Annotated in this window: 6 protein-coding genes; all 6 read right to left on the bottom strand. The window is 38.6% G+C overall.

Going from position 1 to position 23,270, the window contains the following annotated elements; all coding sequences use genetic code 11:
* Positions 1-103: 103 nt before the first annotated feature.
* The 6 genes from IQ224_RS00050 to IQ224_RS00025 all read right to left on the bottom strand — a co-directional run bounded on the left by IQ224_RS00050 (position 104) and on the right by IQ224_RS00025 (position 23,255).
* Positions 104-1,039, bottom strand: a complete 936-nt coding sequence (locus tag IQ224_RS00050) for a methyltransferase domain-containing protein (RefSeq protein WP_194032321.1) — start codon at positions 1,037-1,039, stop codon at positions 104-106.
* Between the two features lie 76 nt (positions 1,040-1,115).
* Positions 1,116-2,099 carry a hydroxyacid dehydrogenase gene (locus IQ224_RS00045; protein WP_228036037.1) on the bottom strand — a complete coding sequence of 328 codons (984 nt, stop codon included), beginning with the start codon at positions 2,097-2,099 and terminating at the stop codon, positions 1,116-1,118.
* 68 nt (positions 2,100-2,167) lie between these two features.
* Positions 2,168-3,925 (bottom strand): ABC transporter ATP-binding protein/permease, encoded by a 1,758-nt coding sequence (locus tag IQ224_RS00040; protein ID WP_036400363.1) that lies wholly within the window; start codon positions 3,923-3,925, stop codon positions 2,168-2,170.
* 82 nt (positions 3,926-4,007) lie between these two features.
* Positions 4,008-11,903: a type I polyketide synthase gene (locus IQ224_RS00035; protein ID WP_194032320.1), complete on the bottom strand. Its 7,896-nt coding sequence runs from the start codon at positions 11,901-11,903 to the stop codon at positions 4,008-4,010.
* A 131-nt stretch (positions 11,904-12,034) separates the two neighbouring features.
* Positions 12,035-12,790: an aspartate/glutamate racemase family protein gene (locus IQ224_RS00030; RefSeq protein ID WP_002742839.1), complete on the bottom strand. Its 756-nt coding sequence runs from the start codon at positions 12,788-12,790 to the stop codon at positions 12,035-12,037.
* Between the two features lie 31 nt (positions 12,791-12,821).
* Positions 12,822-23,255: a non-ribosomal peptide synthetase/type I polyketide synthase gene (locus IQ224_RS00025; protein ID WP_228036036.1), complete on the bottom strand. Its 10,434-nt coding sequence runs from the start codon at positions 23,253-23,255 to the stop codon at positions 12,822-12,824.
* Between the last annotated feature and the right edge of the window lie 15 nt (positions 23,256-23,270).

Here is a 23,270-nt window from a genome sequence, read left to right as displayed (position 1 = left end):
TGGCCAATTCTAGATTCTCAACTCCTTGATTAATAGCCAATCGCTAACAAGAAGTCCCCCCTATCTATCGACTGGGTTTTACATCAATCTGCTTAAACCGAACTCAGTTTAATTTAGGCTTTTCTGCCGAAAACAAAAGATAATCATCAAACGCCATAAACCAACCCCGATTTCTTGACCAAGCTTCGAGTCCTGGGTTATCTTTCTGGAGATCGATAACTAAATCATGCTTACTAATTCCTTGGCTAATCTGGGCAAAATAATGAACCATTGCCGGCCAAACATATTCACTAATAGATAAAGCTTGGATATTAACAAATCCATGCTTTTTGAGTTTTTCTACATAAATATGTCGGTCGTATTGATTAGGAAAGGGAATACACATTTTCTTACTATTAACCCGCAGCCAGAAGTTAATTTCTCGACCCACTCTAGGCAAACAATCCGCTACAGCCAACCTTCCACCGGGCTGCAAAACTCGAAAAGCTTCCGCAAAAAAATCCTCACGAGTGTCAAAATGAAAAGCACATTCTAAAGCGGTCAACTTATCAAAAGAATTCTCAGGAAAGGGGATTTGAGTAGCCGAGCCGACTTGAAGTTTTATCCTGTCCGATAACCCTGCTTTAGCTACTCTTTCTTGAGCAATTTCTACTTGTAACTCAGTTGTATTTAGACCAATAATTGAGCTAACATTGTTTTCTCTTACCCAGAGTAAATCCTGTTCAGCAAAACCGAAACCCACATCTAAAAGGTGATCTCCGGCTTTAAGTTCGGCTACTTCGGCTAATTTACGCGCTAAAGCGGCACAAGCTCCGTTATAAGTTGTTTCTTCTTTCCAATAACCAAAATTAAGCCATTGGGGAAAATTAGGATCCTGAAGATGAGGATCGCGTTTCGCTATATTAGTATATAGTTCAGAAACTTGAAACTGATCTTGCAAAAACGCCATTTCTCGAGCTGGATTAAGGATAAATTGTTTGATGGTTGCCCAGCGATTACGCCATTCATCTTTGAGGGGAATTTTGCCGATGTTTTCCAAATTATTATCCTCCTAAGGATTTTGCAGAAATATTGCCATTTTTAATTAACCGAATCCCTGAGATTCTCTAGATGCTTTAAAAAAGATTCCACACCTCCGGATTAATCATATAAGGAGGCTTCTCTCCCCGAAGCACTTGTAATATTTGATTCGCCGCCGAAACAGCAGCCGCTAGACTCGCTTCAGGGGTTACTCCGGCTAAATGAGGTGAGAGAATGACATTCTCAAAATTATATAAAGGATTATCTAAAGCCGGCGGTTCTGGTTCAAAGACATCGAGGGCGCATCCAGCTATCAATTTTTGATTAAGGGCGATCCCTAAATCCTTTTCACAAACGACTTTTCCCCGGGAGGTATTAATTAAAAAAGCTGTTGGTTTCATCTTTTTAAAAACTGATATATTAAACATTTCCCGCGTTTCACTTGTTAGTTCAGTATGCAAAGAAACAAAGTCCGATTCAGCCAGAAGAACATCTAAATCTTTGAGCAAAGTTGCTCCTACTGTCTCCGCTTTGCTGGCTGGAACATAGGGATCATAAGCTAATACTCTCATCCCCAGTGCTAGGTTACATTTGTGAGCCACCAGAGTACCAATTCTTCCTAAACCTACAATACCAAGGGTCTTGTTTTCGAGTTGAATCGGTTGCATCTGATTGCGAATTAAATAGTTACCCTTTTTCACACAATGATCTAAAAAAGGGAGCTTTTTAGCAAGGGCTAAAATCATAGATAAGGTGTGTTCTGCTACAGCTGTAGTTGACATTCCAGGATTATTAACAACGATAACCCCCTGTTCTGTTGCTGCCATAATATCAATAGAATCTGTGCCAAATCCAGAGGTACTAATTACTTTTAAGTGTTTTGCTAATCGGATTGATGAAGCCTCTAAGTTATTAGGATAACGCACAAATACGCCAGATACTTCTTGAATGGCCTCATTAATTTCCTCCGGTGTAGGGTTGGACAAAATCTCTATATTAGTAGATTCTTCAAGAAGTTTTTGCCCCGCTTCATCATACATTTTTCCGATTAAAAGAACCCTGGGTTTTTGAATATCCATAGTCAGAGTTTTTGGTGAAGTAGTAGTCATCGTAATTTTTCCTAAATTGAGGTTTAGCAATGAAACAGTTACAGAGCTTTTGAGGCTCGATAATCATCTATGGAAAGAAGTCGCCAACTAGAATCCTCTAAAAGTTCTAACACCCATTGATGATACTTAAATAAACTTTCTCTATGTCCTACGCTAATAAAAGTTGTCTGTGCTTTTTGTAACTGCTGATATAAGGTTTGTTCGTTGTTCAAATCTAAAGCACTTGTGGCTTCATCTAAGATTACATAGCGGGGATGGGTTACTAACAATCGGGCAAAAGCAAGGCGTTGTTGTTCTCCTAAAGATAATATATTTTCCCAAGGAACTTCCGCATCAAAGCCATGAACTTTTGTGGCTATATTTTGAAGATTAACTTTTTGTAAAACCGATTCAAGTTCTCCATCGGTCATTTCACGGGTTGTTTTAGGATAAAGTAACTGTTCTCTGAGAGTTCCTAAAATAATATAAGGACGTTGAGGTAAAAAGAGAAATTGTTCTAAGGGAGGTCGTTTTAAACAACCAGTTCCTGCATTCCATAAGCCAGCAATAGCTCTTAATAGAGAACTTTTACCTCGTCCACTCGGTCCGACAATTAATAAACCTTCGCCTGGTTCGATAGATAGGGATAAATGTTGAACAATTACCTTTTCATAATCCGGTGTTTGTAAAGTAACATCCTCAAACTTGATCTGATTTTGTTCAAGGGTTTTAATGGTACTAGCATCCTTGGTTTGTTGGCCGATTTCTTCTAAGGCCGACGAAAATTCAGATAGACGCTCAACATAACTGGAAAATCTGCCCAAAGAACCAAATTCAAGGATTAACTCAGAAAAACCATTAGCAAACATACTGCAAGCAATAATAGCCTGATTAACTTGTCCGAAATCAATTTCCCCCCGAATATAGGCTGGAGCGAAGACAACAAAGGGAAATATTTGAATAACTGAGCGATAACCTCGACTAAAAATGTCTTGATTTTTCTCCCAATCAATCTTACTGAGAGAATTTCTGACGAGATTATTAAATCGACGTTGAATGATTTTCAACTCTTGATTTTCGCCTTGAAAAAAGGCAATAGATTCAGCATGATTACGAACATGAGTTAAAGTGTAGGTGTAATTAGCTTTGGATTCCAATTCTTCTTGACTAATCTTATCTAATTCTCGACTTAAATAAACAGCAATTAGGTTGCCGACAATTGTATAAGCCACTAAAATCAAGGCGGCTAGTCGGGAAATCGAAAAAAGAATTACTAAAAAAGTCGTCATTTCTAAGACTTTTTCTAATAAAACAGAACCAAAATTAACAGCATTTCTAGCAATGGGTTCTATTTCTTGGGCTATCCTTTGATCCGGATTATCCACATCGGATCTAAAATTAATTTTATAATAGGCGCGATCACTCAAATATTGGGTAATAACCTGCTGATTTAGCCATTCATACCAATCCAGAATAATTCTTTTTTTAACAAATTTAGAAAATGCAGTAAACAGGGTAATTAAAAGTAATCCTAAGCCATAAAATAATAAAATTGTCAGAAACTTAGAGGCATTTTTATCTTGAATAATAACATCAACTAAATAGCGATTAACGAAGCTATTAACTGCATTAGAGGCAACCAGTCCAACAATTACTAACAGGAGGAGAAACAGCATTCCCCATGAACTTATTACCTCTGAAAATGTCCTTCCTTTAGGATCAGTTGGATACCAGTAAGGAGCGGCAATCAATTTCAGATTGTCAAAAAATTGATGAGAGCTTTTTACGGTTTCTTGTTGAAAAAATGGAGTTTGCATAGTTTGAATATAGGGTAACTTTTAGGAAATGCCTTGAATTTTTTTTAACTTCAAGCTTTCTAACTTCAAGGCTTAGGATTATTTAATCTCCTAAAAAAGCCTCCAAATCAGTAAGTTCTTGTAAGATTAAATCCTCACTAATCTCCTGCTGAACTTCAGTGAAGTTAATCATCTTCTCGGCTGTTTTTTGAACTTTTTCACCGAAAATACGGTCAAACAGATAATCAACTAAGCGTCTAATATTAGGAAAGTCAAAGACTAAAGAAGTGGGTAAGAGAACTTCTAATCTTTTCTCTAAACGATTTTTCAATTCAATAGAGGATAGGGAATCAATCCCCATTTCTATCAATCCCTGTTCTGTATCTGGCATAGATTTAATCCCTAAAATCATTCTGACTTGTTTGCTAACATATTCTAACAAATATTCCCGACGTTCTCCGAAAGGCATCTCCTCTAAAAGATGCAGTACAGAGTCTGATTCTTGAACAGAATTAATGGGAATTTCTGAGAGTCCTAAATTTTTTAGGAGTGGTTTCTCGCCTTTAAATTGATAGATATTTTTGAAACGAACCCAATCCACATCGGCGATTAAAACCTGTGTTTGATTAGAAGCCATAATAGCATCCATCACTCTCAAGGCCATATCTGGAGCAATTTCCCTGATCCCAATCTGTTTGAGCCAGTCCTCATAGTCTTGAGATACTATACCATGACCCGCCAATAATGCCCAATTTAAAGTCGTTGCAGGCAGCCCTTGAAGATGACGGAAATGAGCCAAAGCATCCAGCCAATGACTAACAGTATCATATAACCCTTGTTCTTTTGCCCCCCAAATTGCACCCGCCGAAGAAAACAGCACAAAATAGTCTAATTGACTACCCAAAGATAGTTGATGTAAATTCCAAGAACCCTTAACTTTTGCCTGAAAAACTGCTTCGAGATCCTGCAAAGTACAGTCTTTTAATTGAGCTTGTCGGCCTGAGATTCCGGCAAGATGGAAAATGCCACGCAGGGGATAAGCGGTTTCTTCAATCTGGGTAAATATGGCCTGCATAGCCTCAAAATTGCCAACATCTGCCGAAGTGACTGCGATTGATGCTCCTTTTTCCTCTAATTTTCTGATTTTTTGTGATATTTGAGCTAATTCGGCTGCTGAATCCCACAGGAAGCGGACTGGTAATGAGCGGCGTGTCGTTAAAATGAGATGTTTTGCTCCTAAATTGACTAAATGTTCCGCCAATTCTAAGCCTAGATGTCCTATTCCTCCCGTAATTAGGTAGGTAGCCTCAGGTTGAATCTTAATGGTTTTTGTCTCTAGAGACTTCAGAGGAAGCAGACGAGCAACATAGCCTTGACCTTTGCGGAAGACCAAATGATCCTCATCGTGAGCATGAGTTAATCCTAATAGTAATGCGGTAATATTTTGATTAATGTCAACGTCGGGATCAAGATCGAGCATACCTCCCCATAATTGCGGATTTTCTAGGGCAATAACACGCCCCATTGCCCAAAGAGGAGACTGAAACCCGAAAGAAGGCTGTTCTAATTCAAAGGGTTGGGCCCCCTGAGTAACAAGGAATAATTGAGGGGGATTAGGGATTTTTTGAATAGCTTTGAGAAGATTTAAAAGATAGTTACAGCGATTCAATAAAATGGATTCTGGTTGATCTTTGCCATCACTATTCAAAAGATAAATAATCCGATCTGGAGATGGATTTGACGCAAACCATTCCTCTAATTGTTGTAGTTGATTAGCATTCAAACAAGACTCAGAAGATGATATTTGTGTATTTTTCTCCCCTTGATAAATTATCCGACAGGAATCACACTTTTTCAGTAGTTGCTCTTGAATCCCTAATGCAAAAGTATTTTGCTGGGGTTCAACATCAGTAAAAATTAGCCAGTTTTTAGCGGTGTTAGAGGAGATTTCTGAACTTTGAGCCAGAATAATACTTTGCTGAAATAAAGCAGTACCTATTTTTTGATCAGGAGAAACAAATTCCACCTGAGAAAAACCCGATTTAAGCAGCATAGATTCCCAAGTAGATGCTGTAATTATAGGATGATTTGGGCGCAAATGATAATCGCTAAAACGCCACCACCCTTGAGTGACACCAAAGATTAAATCAATCCAGGAAGATTGCTGAGTTAATTCTAACAGTAATAAATGACCGCCTGGACGTAGTAAACTTTGAATATGAGGCAAGGTTTCCTCTTGTAAATTGGCAGTAGAGTGTAAGACATTAGCTGCGATAATCAAGTCATAAGAATGACAGCAAAACCCTTGTAATTTCGGGTCTTTTTCAATATCGAGAACTTTGTATTCTAGTTCAGAAAATTCAGCCAAATTATCTCTAGCTTTCTCTAGAAAGAAGGGGGAAACATCAGTGAATGTGTAGGTAATTTGACGAGAGTTACAAGCTTTAAGAACCTGTTGGGTTGTAGCTCCAGTTCCCGCACCAATTTCGAGAATGCGGAGGGAGGCTGAGGGAGGATAACTTGAGAGTAGAAGTTCAACGGTTTTAGAGATACCCAGATTGAGAATTTTTGCCGAAGATGTATTTTTATAAAATTCGCTGGCTCCTCCTTGTCCATCTTGAGAAAATAGGATAGATAAAGGAGATATTTTTCCCGTAATAATGGCCGCTAAATTTGTGGCAACTTGTCGAAATAGATTGAGTTCTATTTGAGCATTAGGATAATGATTGATTAAATCTTCTACCGCTAAATCAGGATTAGATTGTTCAGGTTCTTTAACAATTTTCCATCGGGTATTTTGCTTTTCTAAAATGCCGACTTTCGCTAATATTTCTAGAACATAATTCCAGAAAGATTTATATTCTTGTTTGAGTCCAGCTTGAATAAAACTTTGATCGGGATCAAGAAAGGTATTCATTTGAAAGAGTTCTAAATCTTTCAGAGCTTTAACAACAAAGTCAGCCGCCAGTTTTTCCATTTCAGAAAAAGCGAGAGAAACTCCCATCAATTCTGAGGATTGTAATTGGGGTTCTAAGTAAACCTCTAAATCCGTTTTAAGGCTGGTCAGATTTTCTAGCTTACCGTTAGCTAAATCACAGGGAAGCCAAGCTACTTGATAAAGTAATTTGGCAAAATCAAAGTCCTCTTTTTCTTGATAATACAGTTTAATCAACTGTTGAACAATGGCGGATATTGTTGGTTTTTCATCTTCAGAATAATGACCTGTTTCTAAGAGGGTTTGCATTAAAGTAGTTTTGTCCTTTTCGGATAACATTTTGACCAGATTAGATTCCCGTGGAACAGTTGCAGATGGGGTTTTTAAAGAAATCCAGTGTTGACGTTTTTGAAAGGGATAAGTAGGTAAAGCACATCGTCTAGGATGATAGTCTTGATCAAAACTAAACCAGTCTATCTTTGCACCGCGAACATAGAGTTTACCCAGACTTTCTAATAAAACTTGCCAATCAGAAAATCCCGAGCGTAAACTGGGTAGAGTTAGAGGTTCAGATGAAGATAGAGATGATTGAATAATTCCTGAGAGAATAGGTTGAGGTCCAATTTCAATAAAAGTATCACATCCAAGAGATTGTAGGAATAAAGCTCCTTGGTGAAATTGTACCGTATTTAGTAAATGTTGAAGCCAATACTCAGGAGTCATAATGCTGTCATCAGCAATTTCTCCCGTTAGGTTAGAGACCAGAGAAATTTGAGGTTGACTGAAAGAAATCTCTTGAAGAATCGTTTTAAATTCTGCAACCATTGGTTCTACTAAAGGGGAGTGAAAAGCATGGGCAACTTTAAGTTGACGAACTTTAACCCCGGCATTAGTAAAATGGTTACAGAGTTTTTGAATTACGTTTTTTTCTCCAGAAATAACGGTATGCTGTTCCGCGTTAATGGCAGCAATAGCGATTTTTATTCCCTGACTTTGGCAATGCTCAACAACTGAGTTCTTATCGAGAAAAATAGCCGCCATTTCCCCTTGATTTTGGGGTAATTGCCCCATCAAGTTGCCTCGATGGCTGACCAGTTTTAAGCCACTTTCAAGATCAAAAACACCAGCAAAACAAGCAGCCGAATATTCCCCTAAACTATGGCCTAAAATAGCGGCTGGTTGAATTCCCCAAGAATGCCATAATTGAGCGAGAGCAACTTCAATCAGAAATAGTGCAGGTTGGGTATAAGCGGTTTGGTTTAAGGAGTCATCTGTATCGGCAAATACGACGTTTAGTAGGGATTTACCCGTTAGTTTTTGATGGTATTTTTCCCCTGCGTCTAAAGTTTTTCTAAAGGTGGGTTGAGTCTGATAAAGTTGATGAGCCATCCCTACATATTGAGAACCTTGCCCTGTAAATAAAAAGGCAATCTTAGACGGTCTTTTTTCATCAACTATACCATAAATAGTTGACTCATAATCGAGCTGCTTAAACTGCCGTAATTGTTCAATAAAATCACTATTTTTATAGCCAGTTAAGGCTAAACGATTTGAGAAATGAACTCGGCCTGTATTTGCCGTAAATACTACATCAGACAGATCCTTTTCAGGTTGACTTTCTAAAAAGTCTATGTAGCGACTTACTAACTCTGTTAAAGCTAGTTCGGTTCGAGCGGAAAGGGTGAGCAAATGATAGGGACGTTGGCTCTGATTGTCTTGAGGAATAATGGGAGGAGCTTCTTCTAGAATAACATGGGCATTAACCCCGCCAATACCTAAAGAGTTTACCCCTGCCCGTCGGGGTAATTTTTCGGACTTGTCTTGCTTAGTAGTCCAAGAAATAGCTTCATTATTAATATAAAAAGGAGTCTGAGAAAAATTAATTTGAGGGTTAGGATTTTGGAAATGTAATGTAGGCGGAATAACTCTATATTTGAGGGCTAAAGTCGCTTTAATTAAACCAGCAATACCGGAAGCAATCTGCATATGTCCGATATTGGTTTTTACTGAACCTAAAGCACATTCTCCCTCATTTGCACCCTGATAAACTTTAGCTAAAGCATCAACTTCAATGGGATCTCCAAGGGGGGTTCCTGTGCCATGAGCTTCCACAAAACTAATTGTATTAGCATCAACACCGGCAAAGGCTAGGGCTTCCGTAGCGGCAGCAATTTGACCCTCTCCACCGGGGGCAGTAAATCCTAACTTTTGACCACCATCATTATTAATAGCAGAGCCTTTAATAACTGCATAAATATGGTCATGATCGGCTAAAGCATCTGACAATCTTTTGAGCATAATTACTCCTACTCCACTGCCAAAAATAGTCCCTTTTGCTTCAGCATCAAAGGCGCGACAATGGCCATCAGGAGACATAATCAGTCCTTCTTGATATAAATAACCAATTTTTTGAGGAGAATTAATTGAAGCAGCTCCAGCTAAAGCCATATCACTTTCTCCACTGATGAGACTCTGACAAGCGAGATGAACTACAACTAATCCAGTAGAACAAGCGGTTTGAACATTAACGCTCGGACCATGTAAGTTGAGTTTATAAGAAATTCGCGTTGTTAAATAGTCTTTGTCATTAGCTACCATTGTTTGAAACCCTCCCATTGAATCTAGTGTGAAGGGTTGTAACTCGTCATTACTATCTAATTTACCCCGATTAGGATAACAATTATTTATCAGATATGTGTTCATACTTGCGCCCGCAAATATACCAATTGATCCTTGATAAGTATTAGGATTATAACCGGCGTTTTCTAAACATTCCCAACTACATTCAAGCAGTAAACGTTGCTGAGGATCTAGTAATTCTGCCTCTCTATCTGTATAGCCAAAAAATTCGCTGTCAAAGTATTCAACTTGCTCGAGAATTGGTCTAGCTCTAACATAATTAGGCTGATTAAATAGTTCCGAAGACACTCCCGATTCTTGTAATTCTTCTTCAGAAAAGAAAGAGATAGTTTCGATTCCATTTTTTAAATTTTCCCAGAAGGTTGTTAAATTTTTAGCCCCCGGGAATTGCCCCGTCATACCAATAATTGCAATGTCATGGGTTTCATTATGGCGACGGCTCCGATTTTCGGCACGTTGACGGCTTTTTTGTGCTATAACTTGATTAGTATTTGATTCTTCGCTTAAGAAACGGGCTAGGGTGGCAACGGTAGGATTTTTAAACATTTCAGCAAGGGATAGCTGACGGTTAAAAAGTTTTTCAAGTTCATTTTGAACTCGGATTAAGTGTATAGAATGTCCCCCTAGTTCAAAGAAGTTATCTTCTAAACCAACTGAGGTTAACTGTAAAACTTCACTCCAAACTGCTGCTATTTGACGTTCATTTTCTGATTGAGGTAAGGTTTGATTTTTCTGACGCTCTTTTGCTAAATATTGATCTATTTCTTGGATACGGCTGCTAAATAATCCCTGTTCAAAATCCTTATTTAATTTAGATTTTTGAACTTTGCCAATAGAGGTTTTAGGAACTAAATTTCTTTCTAAGGGAATGACATAAGCTGGAGCAATCCCGAATTTTTGGGTTACATGACTGCGAATTTTTCTAACAACTTTTATTCCCTGTTCAAATTGCTCAGATTCTGGGCTAAAAGTAATAATTAATAAATCAGTTTCTCGACTTTGATCAAAGACGGCAAAGGCGGCTGTATAAGAGACTTTAACTCCTTCTAATTCTTCGATTGTTGTTTCAAGTTCATGGGCAAAGTAATTAACACCATTAATTATAATTTCTTGTTTTTCTCTCCCAGTAATAAAGAGTTCGCCCTTAGATAAATACCCCAAATCTCCCGTAGTAAACCACCCTTCTTGAAAAACTTCCTGGTTGAGTTCATTATTATTATAATATCCTTTAGTAACAGAATTACCTTGAATTTGAAGCCTGCCAATTTCTCTTTCAGGTAAAGGATTATTTTCCTGATCGACTATCCGGATAGTTGCTCCCGGAATCGGCTTTCCTAGAGAGACAAAACTATTTTCTTCGGTGAGTTCATTTTTACTTAAACCGGCTGACCAAGTAATCCCAGAACAGGATTCAGTCATGCCAAAGGCCGGTTTAATCGCTCTCTCCTGTAGTTGATGTTTTTCAAGAATTTCTAAGAATAGGCGAATCGTTTTTACTGAAACTTGCTCGCCAGCATTCACTAAAAATTTCATTGAGGAGAGGTTATAAGAGACGTGCTTAAGTTCTTCGGCCTGTTGATTAATTAAGGAAAATGCAAAGTTAGGAGACCAAGAAATGCTTACTTGATGCTTTTGAATGAGTTCTAACCATTGCAGAGGTTGGCGTAGGACTAATTCCATGGGAACATGAATTTGATCACAAGCCAAATCTACCGCCATAATTCCTAAAAATACGATAGCTCCTACATGATCCAAGGGCATCCAATTAAGGGTAACTTCTTGTTGGGTAAAGTGGTTCATCACCACTGTACCAGCAGTCATGGACAGAATATTATGATGAGTTAATATTACTCCCTTCGGCATACCGGTACTACCCGAAGTAAAGAGTAATAAGGCTGCATCTTGTGGGTCAAGAATCGGCAATTGTTCGATTTTAGAGGGTGCTTTTCTGAGTTCATTAACTGAGATAACTTGCCACCCTTCTAAATGAGAGTAAGTTCCTAATTTTTCAATTTCAGTAATTAGCTCACTGTCGGATAATATCAAGGGATTGTCTAAAATTTTCCAAACATTCTCTAGTTTTTTGACGGCAGAATTTTCCAGATCATAGCTAGGAGCAACGGTCAAAGGAACTGGAATAATTCCCCCTAAAAAACAAGCCCATAGTGCGGGAATAAAGTCTTGATTTTTGGCAATTTGTAGAATGACTTTATGCCCTAATTTTATTCCTTTTTGTTCCAGTCCATTTAAAATAACCAAAGCATCTTGATATAAGTCTTGATAACTCTGAAAATATTCAGTTGCGTCATTTCTGATATAAGTAATTCCATGATTATTATGTTTAGTGGCAGTTTCTAATACTTCTGACAGAGTCCGCCAATTATCTTCCAATTGTCCTCCAAGACTGATGGAATGCTTAGACATTTTTTTTACACCTCTTTATCAAAAATAGGAATAATCTTGAAAACCTGATGAACCAGTATATCGCTACCCACAAGTTAAAAGTCAGAAGTGATCAACTCAAGTTTGAATTGTACCTGATAGAGGTGCGATGGTCAAGGGCTTTTTGGGTTTGAAGGCTGATGGCAGTCGGTCACTAGATCTACCTGAGCTTGTTTGATGATTAACTGAGAAAAGTTTTGAGCGATGGTACTTAAAGGATCGATCGCTTTAATGGAGTCAATTCCTTTGAGTTTGAGAGATTTTGTTAAGAGATGAAATTCGGTACACCCAGAAATATAGGAGCGAGTGTTATATTTCTCTAATAATGCTTCTATATCCCTAAGAATACTTAACGGATCGTGTCCTCTTTTTAGCACTTTATAGATCATTTCATGAATCAACTTTTGATCGCTTTCTGAGAGAGAAATAATCAGATCTGCGGTGGTGCAGCCTTCCTGAAATAATTTTTTCTGGTAAGTCCCTGTACTAGCAAGTAAAAGGGTGGGTTCATTATATTCTTGGAGTTCTTGGTCCGCTATTTTAATTAAGGAAATAAGTTTATCCTTCAGATTTTCGGGAATCTGAGGCAGAGCATAATGAGCCGTACAACAGCCAATGACTATGCAATCAGCCAGTTTATTGAGATGTTCCAGATTGACTTGGATAAAATCAATAAATTCTCTTTCTTTTCCACTATCAATAGAACCTGTGCGATCGGGTGCAGAGGGAAAAGAAAAAACGATGACATTAGGGGATTCTTGTTCCTTATCAATAAAAGGATTATATTCATAAATCGACTTAAGAAATTCGGCGGTAACCACTGGTCCCATACCCCCTAAAACGCCAAGAATCGGTAGTTTTGTCTTCATTAAAATCTCCTGCTCGTACAATTGCTGTTGACTAAAAATTAAAATCTTCTGTGAACATATCCTGCCCCTCTTGAATAAGATTTTCTGAGGAAGCTAAGGATAAGTTGATCAAAGGTTCATGGGCAAATTTTAAAACTTGCTCTAGCCAGTTTTTGAACAAATCTATGAGCAATAAAATTCGCTCATGGATAAATATATCTGTGTTGTAGATTAGCTTGAGATAAAGTTCTTCTTCCTCAACAAAGATAAATTCTAAATCAAATTTAGCGGTAATCATTTTTGGGTCAATGGAGTTAACTGTAATTCCGTCCAAGGCCAGATCTACATTTTGATTATTTTGCAGGACAATTGCAACATCAAAGAGAGCATTACGGCTAGGATCTCGTTGTAAATTCAAATCAGATACAATCTGATCAAAGGGATAGTCTTGATGATCATAAGCCTCTAAAGTGGTTGTTTTTACTTTGCTAAGGACATCCGTAAAACTGTCGTGATCTGTTATCTGATCCCGCAGGACGAGAGTGTTAACATAAAATCCGATTTGATCTTCTAAATCAGGATGATTTCTGCCAGCGATAGCAGAGCCTATTGTAATTTCATTTTGCTCAGTATAACGGAATAGAAAACTCTTAACCAAACTAACTAAACCCATAAATAAACTGGCTTCTTGTGCTTTAACTAACTTCTCAAAAGTATCGATCAATTCGGGTTCAGGTTGCCATGTAATTGTATTTCCCTGAAAACTTTTAACAGGTGGGCGCGGATAATCAACAGGTAAGTTAAGACGAACAGGAACTGGAGTTAATTTAGCTAACCAGTAATCCCGTTGACTTTGAAGTTTCAAGGTCTCTAATTGACTTTCTTGCCAAGAAGTATAGTCTTTATAATGAATTCTAAGAGGGGGCATTAATTGGGAATTTTCTTGTCCATAGGCGTGATAATGGGTGAGAAAATCTTTAATTAAAACCCCTGCTGACCAACCATCAAAAATGATATGGTGCATATTAAACAAGACGATGTAATTCTCTTGACTTAGTTTAAGTAAGTTAACTTTAAGTAACGGTCCCACTTCTAAATCAAAAGTCGTTTTGGCATTATGGCTGATTGATTCTTCGATCAGGTTTTCTTGTTCTGTGCTAACATAAGCTGTCAGGTCTATTTGTTTAATGACAAAGTTCATTTGATTATGGACAACTTGACGGGGTTGATTATTGATTAAAGTAAAGGTTGTCCGCAAAATTTCATGGCGTTGAATTAACTGTTGAAAGGCATTTTCAAAAGCGTCAATATTGAGATTGCCCTTGAATTGATAAGCACTGGGCATTCCGTAAGCATTATGATTTTGATCTAGGAATTCTAAAGCCCAAAGACGACGCTGACCATGAGACATCGGATAGGATTTTTGGGGGGGAATTGCCGAAATGGGTTCTTGATAATTGTATTGAGTCTGGGAGATTAAAGTAGCCAATCCAGCAATGGTTGGAACTTTAAAGAAGTCAGCCAATTTTACGGATACATTTAGTTCTTTATGAACCCGGGTTACAACCCTTGATAAGAGTAGAGAATGACCGCCAATTTCAAAGAAGTTATCAAAAATACCGATAGGATGTTTAGAGAGAATTTTTTCCCAGATACTAACGAGATTGGATTCTAAATAATTCCGGGGTGCAACATAATTAGAATTCACCAGAGATTTACCAGTTTCTCTGAGTTCTCTCAGGGAGTGCAGGTCAAGTTTCCCATGTCGAGTTAAGGGGAATTGCTTTAAAAAAATAAAGTAACTCGGAATCATATAAACTGGTAAAAATTTGGCAAGTAATTCTCGAATCTCAGCAATTTCTAGAGTTTTGTCTGTTTGACAGTAAGCAGATAATTGAGTTTGATTATTAACTTGAACGGGTAAAACAATCGCTCTTTCAATGGGAGCATAACGAGTCAATTGATATTCAATTTCTCCGGGGTCAATTCGATAACCATTGACCTTAACTTGATTATCTTTTCGTCCCATAAACTCAATGATACCGGGAGCAGTTTGCTTGCCTAAATCGCCGGTTCTAAAGAGAGTTTTTGTCTCATCAAGAAAGCTAGGTTTAAATTTTTCTTGAGTCATTTCGGGTTGGTTATGATAACCCGATGCTAGGGCGGCACCTTCTACACAAATTTCGCCGATTACATGGAGGGGAACGGGATTATTAAATTCATCAAGAACCCCTAAGCGATTGTTATGGAAAACTTGACCGAGGGGGATTTCGCTGTCTAAGTTTTCCTTGATTTCATACTGGGATACTCCCACACAAGTTTCTGTAGATCCGTAAACATTGCTAATAATTTCTGCTGGAAAACGTTTCCGCAAAGCTAAGGCAGTTTCCCGATCTAATTTTTCCCCTCCTACCGAGATATATTTTAAGCTGGAAATGGTTTCTCCTGGTTCAAGTAGCCCCAAGATTTCTCGATAGATAGATGGGGTGGTGTGTAGGGCATTAATTTGATTTTCCTGTAGGAAAGAAACCAAATGTCCTATATATTTTATTTCGTACATATATAGGGATGCACCTATGGTTAAGGGGAGAAAAATATTACGAATAGATGGATCATGAGTAACAGCAGCTGTGAAAATATAGCGCCATTCAGGATGTTTATCTAAATCAAAGGTAAGTCGTAAGCTTTGAATAACATTCAAAATTGAGATGTGACGGCCCATGACTCCTTTAGGATTACCAGTTGAACCTGAAGTGTAGAAAATATAGGCGGTTTGGCTAGAATTGCGAAATATTTTAGGCTCATCTTTGTCATATTTTTCAACAATAGGATCAATTTTATCTAAGCAAATTTTCTCCATTTTTTCAGGTAACTTAGAGATAAAATTACTCTCCGTTAGGCAAACATGACAGCCACTATCTTTTAAAATAAACTCAATGCGACTGTGAGGATATTGAGAGTCTATAGGAACGTAAGTCGCTCCAGTTTTAAAGGTAGCCAGAATCCCGATGATTAAGTAGTGATTACGCTGGAGCATGACCCCAATCACTTTTCCTACACCTAGCTGATATTCCTGCTGTAAATAATGGGTAAGACGATTGACTTTTTCATTTAATTCTTGATAGCTAAGGCTAATTTTTCCTGCAATTAAGGCGGGAGTATTAGGGGTTAATTTAACTTGAGCTATAAAGTCATCAATGATGGTGGCTTTCTCAGGGAGTTTGCGAGTTTTTCCGGTTAATTGTCTGAGTAACTTCTCTTGTTGGACTGGGGTTAATAAAGGTAACTGATAAAGAAGATGATTAGCATCGTCAATGATTCCCCTCAGCAAAATTTCAAAGCTTTCAATAAATTGTTTAATTGTCTCTTTTTTAAAGAGTTCTGTATTGTAATTGCAGTAAATAATGAGGTTATCATTAAGTTCAATTAAGTTAAATCCTAGATCAAAAGGTGTATAACCAATCGGTGACGGTGGCAAGGATACTTTTAAGTCTTTAAATTCAGGCAGAGTTAAACTAGGATCCATGTTAAAAGATACCGAAATGAGAGGAGAACGAGAAAAATCTCTAGGTAATTGTAAAGCTGCTAATAAATCCTCTAAAGTATAACTCTGATGGCGAAAAGCGTCGATCAGGGTTTGTTTAGTGTGTTGTAAATGTTCAATAAAAGAGGTGGTAGCATCGACTTGTATCCGCAGGGGTAAAAATTGAGAACAAAAGCCTACTAAGTTGTCACTACCTTCTATTTGTCGCCCAGAAATAGGAATACCAATGACTAAATCCTTATGGCCAGAAATTCGACGCAAAAAAGCAGTATAAGCGGCGAACATCGTCATAAATAATGTAGCTTTATTTTTGCGTCCTACTTTCTGCAAATTTTGCCCAACTTCCGAGGGAATGACTTGACTTTCTTGTCCGCCAGTGTAGGTTTTAACGGCGGGACGGGGAAAGTCGGTGGCAAGCTCAAAGGTTGGCAGCTCTTCCTGATAGGTTTTCAACCAAAAATCCCGATGCTCTAACATTTGTGGACTTTGCGTCTCTTGCGCTCGCAAAGTTAAATATTGCCGAAACTGCATCGGTGGTGTGAGAACCTCTTTAGTTGTGTTATTTTGGGATGAATAAAGTTGACCAATTTCCTGCAAAATTAATCCTAGTGACCAACCATCTGCCACAATATGATGAGTTTTTAAAGAGAGCAGATAATGGTCAGATTTTAAGCGCATTAAAATCACAGCAAATAAAGGAGCAATCGACAGGTCAAAGGGTTTTTGGGAAAACTGAGATCGTAACGCTAAGGCCGTCGCTTCGGGATTATCTTCATCCTTAAAATCAATGAGGTTTAATTTAATGTTAACTTCATTGACAACTTCCTGTAATTCTCCTTGTTCTATAATTTTGGTTCGCAAAGCTTCATGGCGATTAATAACTTGATTAATCGTTTTTTCTAAAATGTAAACATCTAAAGAACCTAGTAATTCTAGAGATGTTGTGACGTTATAGGATGCTGAAGCATTACGGTCTAATTCAGCTAATAACCAAAGTTGACGTTGAGCTTCACTGGTGGGAAAGGACTGATTTAAAGATGGTAGATGTCCCCTACCATCTTCATCTTCAGAGAGGGGCTTTTTTTCTTCTTTCTTGACTTGAGGGCGTTTAGCATTAGCAAAAAAACCAGCTTGCTGTAATTCCGTAATCGCTTCTTTGACGGCTACTATAACTCTGTCTATATCTTCATTAGTATGGCAGGTGGAGAGAAAACAAACTCGTTTTTCCCATGTGTAGATTCCTTTAAGATTTAATAGGTAATAAAAGAGGGGTAATTCGATGGGTTGTAAGAAGATACTATAAGCTCCAAAAGGTTCAAAGCGGAATAAAGAGCCAAAATTAACAACCCGAATCGGAATGCCTATTTCTTGAAAAAACTGATTAACTTCGGTGGCTAATCGATGAGTTAATTGATTCACTTTTTCTTGAATCGTTGGACTGTTTTCCCGAAGATGTAAAAGCACAGCACGACAAGCAGCAAGGGCTAAAGGATGACGACAAAAAGTTCCCCCAAAAGCGGTTAACTCGGTTTGGGGATGAGAGTCATCTCCGTATTGCCAGAAACCGCCGTCAACGGTATCTAAGAAATCTGCTTTACCGCAGATCATACTAATTGGTAAACCTCCTCCAATGGCCTTACCATAAATGACTATATCAGCTTCAACATTGAACCATTCTTGCGCTCCTCCCGGAGCAATCCGAAAGCCGGTAATAATTTCATCAAAAATGAGTGTGATCCCTTTTTTATGGGTTATTTGTCGTAGTTTTTGCAGAAATTCTTGAGGCTGTAAATCGGGTTTGCGACTTTGAACTGGTTCGACTAATACGGCAGCTAAATCATCAGCATGAGTAGCAATAATATCGAGGCTTTCTTCAACTCCATAACTCAAGACTATTATGTCTTCAACCATTCCTAAAGGAGTGCCTAAACTTAAGGGTTGAGTCGTGGTTTTATCTTCTCCTACTCGTGCTAAGATGCCGTCAAAAGTTCCATGGTAGGAGCCGGCAAACATAACAATTTTTTGACGTTTTGTCCGGGAGCGAGCAATGCGAACAGCCGCCATAATCGCCTCGGTTCCCGTATTACTAAAAGCGACTCTTTCGACCCGGCCCATTTCACTAATTAAAGCGGCGGTTTCGGCGGCCAGATTTGACTGCATTCCTAAGCCTATTCCTCGATTCATTTGTTCTTGAACTGCTTCAATGACAAAATCAGGACTATGCCCAAAAAAGTTAACCCCAAACCCCATAGCTAAGTCAATGTAATTATTGCCATCAATGTCCTTAAAATAAGCCCCTTGAGCAGATTCTGAAACAATGGGATATTGAAATTCTTTTAAGGCCATGCGGAAGTCAATAGTCGGTTTAACATCCACCATTGTCTTACGGCTATTTTGTGAATAGGCTTTTGATTTGGCGGTTTTCTGGTTATAAATACTCTGTAAATTTTGAATAAAGGCTTGTTGTTGTTCGGTTAAGGATTTGTTCTCAGTCAGCTTTAAAGCTAAGGGGTTTAAATTGGGAGAACTAGGTTTCTCAGGAGATTTGGGCTTCTCTTGAGAAACCGGAAGGTAAGTTTCTGTCTTAGAGCTTTGGGTAGGAATGATTTGAGTCTGATTCGTTAATATTTCGGGGGCTATACTGGGGGAGACGGTGGCAGTTTGAAGAACTTCTAATTGCTTGATAATGGTTTTCTCATGGAGGTCTTTTAGGTCTTTTAAAGATTGTAATTGAGCCATCATTAAGGCTTCTTTACCGGAGCTTTCACCAAAGACAGTGAACTTAGGAATTGCAGGAATTGAGAGGGGTTCATCTGGCACACAAGCAAGAATTAATTCTTGGCCATTGTTAATGGGAATATTGTTTTGTTTAGAGAAACTATTCGCCGTAGCAAACCCACAACTTTTTAAAACGGAACACCAATTTTCACCCCTTAATAAGGGTGTATCTGAGCGTAATTGTTGATCCTGAAAGCGCCACCATCCGGGGGTTAATCCAAAGGTTAAATTCAGCCATGAGTTATTTTCTACGGTTTCGAGGAGAACTAAGTAACCACCGGGGCGCAGCAGTTCCCGAATATGGGTTAGAGTTTCTGTAATATTTCGAGTCGCATGAAGGACGTTAGCGGCCACAACAATATGATAATTACGAGCAGGTATCCCCTGAGAAATGGGGGACTTTTCAATGTCTAGTTGATGAAAGTTTAGGTTATATTTTTTCTGAAATTTTTGCCTAGCTTGATGCAGTAAGAAGGGAGAAGCTTCGCTAAAAGAATAAGTGATATGATCGAGATTTAAGTGGTTAAGAATTGCTTCTGAAGTGGCACCAGTTCCTCCTCCTATTTCGAGAATTTGATAGGGGTGATCACTATTAGAAAAGTTGGTTAAAATCTGGTTAATAGCTTGGGCGACTCGTTGATTCATCAATCGAGATACGGGAGAATTGCCATAGATACTTTCTGCATGAGCAACGGAACCTTCTGGGAAAATTAATGTCAAGGGGTCTATATTTCCCTTGAGAACTTCTGCTAAATTTTCGCCGCAGCGTTGCAACATTTCTAATTCAGGTTTTGCAGATGGACAAGTTTTTTCTAGCTTTTGTAGGGCTTGGGGTAAGGAAAAAGATTCAGGCAAGTTTTTGACAGTCCAAATATTCCCTTGATTGTGAAGAATATTAGCTTCCTCTAAATCCTGCAAATAACGATTGAGCAAAATGTGATATTTACGAGCAACGGGTAAGGTTTGTCTTAGGTTTTCTATCGTCCATTGTTCCCCCTGATTAAGTTTTTTTCCTAAGGACTCTAAGGCCTTGATGATATAGGCTGTAGCGATGGGTTGCAATTGCTCAATGACTTGCAAATAATTGCTTAATTCTGTCTCATCATCGATAACTTTAGTTGTTATTTCTGAAGTATTTTCTAAGGGTTTTTCTTTGACAAATTGGCAGAGGTATTCGGCGATATCAACAAGAGTTTGTAAATCGGTAAAGAGTTGATCTATTTTCACTTTGACTTGAAATTTTTCTTCGACTTTGCGAGAAAAGTCAGTCAAGATAATTGAGTCTGCTCCTAAGTTTAGTAATGTCTCATCCTCTGGCAGATCGTTCTCATCTTCTTTCAGAAGTAAAGCCAAAATTGATTTTAATTGATTACGGATTTCCTGTTGATGTTTTTGCATATTGAAAACTGTGGTTTCGGTATCGGTAAGGTTAGAGGTTTGTGAATCTAGGAATATTTTGTCAATGCTCTGATTTTCTGTTCGAGGATTAGGCTGAAATTGGAAAGGTTTCCTTTGAAAGGGATAGTTCGGCAATCTGACTTTTTTATAGCCATAATTCTGATTGAATTGTTCTGGGTTGAAAGGTGCGCCATTGAGGTAGAGTTGTGCCAAGGCTGAAAGAATTGTCTGCCAGTTATCTAAGCCACGATTGAGAGAACTTAACCAAATGACCTCATCTTTATAACGACGACCTTGTTCTGCTAGTATTGGTCTTGGTCCCACTTCTAAAAATAGGTTATATCCCTTGTTGAAAGCGGTTATTAAACTCGACAAAAATCTTACTGGTTCTCGGCATTGTTTGCTCCAGTAAGTGGCATCTGGTGCATTTTCTAAAACCTCTCCATCAAGTCCTGAAAGTAAGAGAATTTGGGGGCGTTGATAAGAAATTTGACGAGCCTCTTTTTCAAATTCTTTTAAAATTGGCTCCATTAAAGGGGAATGAAAAGCCTGAGTAACGGGAAGATATTGAGCGGGAATTTTTTGCTTTTTGCAGGTGCTAATAACTTCCTCAATGCTGGCACTTTCTCCAGCAATAACAATCTGTTGAGGGTGATTAATGGCAGCTATTGAAACTGTTTGAGTATAATTTTTAATTAGGTAAATTACTGTCTCTTCATCAGCAAAAATTGAAGCCATTTTCCCAGAGGTCGTGGTTTGCATTAATTGCCCCCGTTTGACAACTAAGGCGAGTCCAGCTTCTAAGCTAAATACTCCTGCGATACAAGCTGCTACATATTCTCCCACACTATGACCAATCAGTAAAGTGGGGGTAATTCCCCAAGATTTCCATAGCATTGTTAGGGAATATTCTAGGGCGAATATAGCCGGTTGAGCGTAAGCAGTTTGATTGAGTAAATCGGTCTGTTCACCAAATAATATTTCAGTTAAAGGATGGTCTAAATACTTCGACAATATTTCGGCACATTGATCAATATATTGACGAAATGTCGGCTGAGTTTGATATAGTTGATGCCCCATGCCGGGATAACAAGCCCCTTGCCCTGTAAAAAGAAAAACAATTTTAGGGGATTTTTCCGATGTAAAACGTTGATAAAAAGTCAAATCATCAAGCGGGTTTTCTTCAGCAAAAGCGGCTAATCTTTGTTGCAATTCTGGACAAGTATCGCCAACAATGGCTAAACGCTCAGGTAAATCTATCCTTCCGACAGCTGCACTATAACAAATATCTCCAATTTCAGGATGAGATTCTAGGAGGGTATGAAAACGTTTAGCTAATTCTTTTAAAGCGGTTTTGTTGTGGGCTGAAAGAGTTAAGAGATGACTAGGAATTTGTTGTTGAATTTCTGAGATTTTGCTTACGGGTGCTTGTTGAACAATGACATGGGCATTTGTGCCGGAAAACCCGAAAGAACTTACCCCAGCTATAGGGACTTTATTGTTATTCGGCCAAGGTATATTTTGAGTAGGAATTTCAATAGGATGGTCTTGCCAATTAATCAGAGGATTAGGGCTTTGGAAATGAAGATGGGGCGGGATTTCACCCTGTTGAAGAATCAGAATTGTTTTGATTATTCCAGCCATGCCAGCCGCAGCTTCAAGATGACCAATATTGGTTTTCACTGAGGCGACATAAAGGGGGTCGGAGCGCTTTCCATACACTGAGGCAATGGCATTCAATTCGATGGGATCTCCTAAAGAAGTGCCTGTGCCATGAGCTTCTATGTAGCTGACATCTTCAGGGACTATTCTGGCATCAGCTAGAGCTTGACGGAGCAATTCTTGCTGGGCGGGTCCACTGGGTACGGTTAAACCGGCAGCAGCCCCATTATGATTCACCGCCGAACCTCGCAACAGGGCAAGAATGTGATCCCCGTTTTTCTGGGCTTCTGATAAAGTTTTTAAGATTAAAACCCCACAGCCTTCCCCTCGCACATATCCGTTAGCAGAGGCATCGAAGGTTTTGCAACGCCCATCGGGGGACATCATTCCCGACTGAGAAAGACTAATCGTAATTGCGGGTTCTAAAATGAGGTTTACCCCACCCACTAAAGCGAGTTCACATTCACGATTTCTCAGGCTACGAATCCCCTGATGGACGGCTACTAATGAGGATGCACAGGCTGTATCAATCGAGAGACAAGGACCGTGAAGATTGAGAAAATAAGAGAGCCTTCCGGCGGCGGCGCTTAGAGCATTGCCACTGCCAAAAAAAGAGTCAATTTGATCATAGTTTGTACCGTAAACCTTCAGGGCATGATCAATGCTAGTAATCCCCACAAATACCCCTACTTTATTATCGGCTAAATTTTTCAGAGGTAAATTGGCGTTTTCTAACGCTTCCCAAGCAACTTCTAAGAGTAACCTTTGTTGAGGATCCATGGAGGCTGCTTCTTTTGCTGAAATCGAAAAGAAACGAGCATCAAATTCTGTGATATTCTCTTGAAGAAATCCCCCATAAGCGGTGTTCATTTTTCCTAAAGTTGGTTTTTGAGAATACAGTTTTGAGATATCCCAACGGCTTTTAGGGACTTCCACTATAGCATCAAGCCCAGCTTGACAAAAACTCCAATATTTTTCTGGGGAATTAATACCTCCAGGAAAACGACAAGCCATCCCAACCACCGCAATAGATTCACTTTGTCTCGTTTCTAATTCATTGATACGAGCCTGCATGACCTCCATTTTGCTTAAGGTCGTTGCCATTAATTTTTTGTAATC

It is taken from the genome of Microcystis sp. LEGE 00066, assembly GCF_015207925.1.
In the GTDB taxonomy this organism is placed as follows: domain Bacteria; phylum Cyanobacteriota; class Cyanobacteriia; order Cyanobacteriales; family Microcystaceae; genus Microcystis; species Microcystis ichthyoblabe_A.
Note: the sequence above shows the minus strand (reverse complement) of the source record. Positions and strands in the feature narration are given on the sequence as shown.

Excerpts from the sequence above, each read along its gene's own strand:
- IQ224_RS00025 (WP_228036036.1), bottom strand. The coding sequence starts at position 23,255 with ATGGCAACGACCTTAAGCAAAATGGAGGTCATGCAGGCTCGTATCAAT.
- IQ224_RS00030 (WP_002742839.1), bottom strand. The coding sequence starts at position 12,790 with ATGAAGACAAAACTACCGATTCTTGGCGTTTTAGGGGGTATGGGACCA.
- IQ224_RS00045 (WP_228036037.1), bottom strand. The coding sequence starts at position 2,099 with ATGGATATTCAAAAACCCAGGGTTCTTTTAATCGGAAAAATGTATGAT.
- IQ224_RS00040 (WP_036400363.1), bottom strand. The coding sequence starts at position 3,925 with ATGCAAACTCCATTTTTTCAACAAGAAACCGTAAAAAGCTCTCATCAA.
- IQ224_RS00035 (WP_194032320.1), bottom strand. The coding sequence starts at position 11,903 with ATGTCTAAGCATTCCATCAGTCTTGGAGGACAATTGGAAGATAATTGG.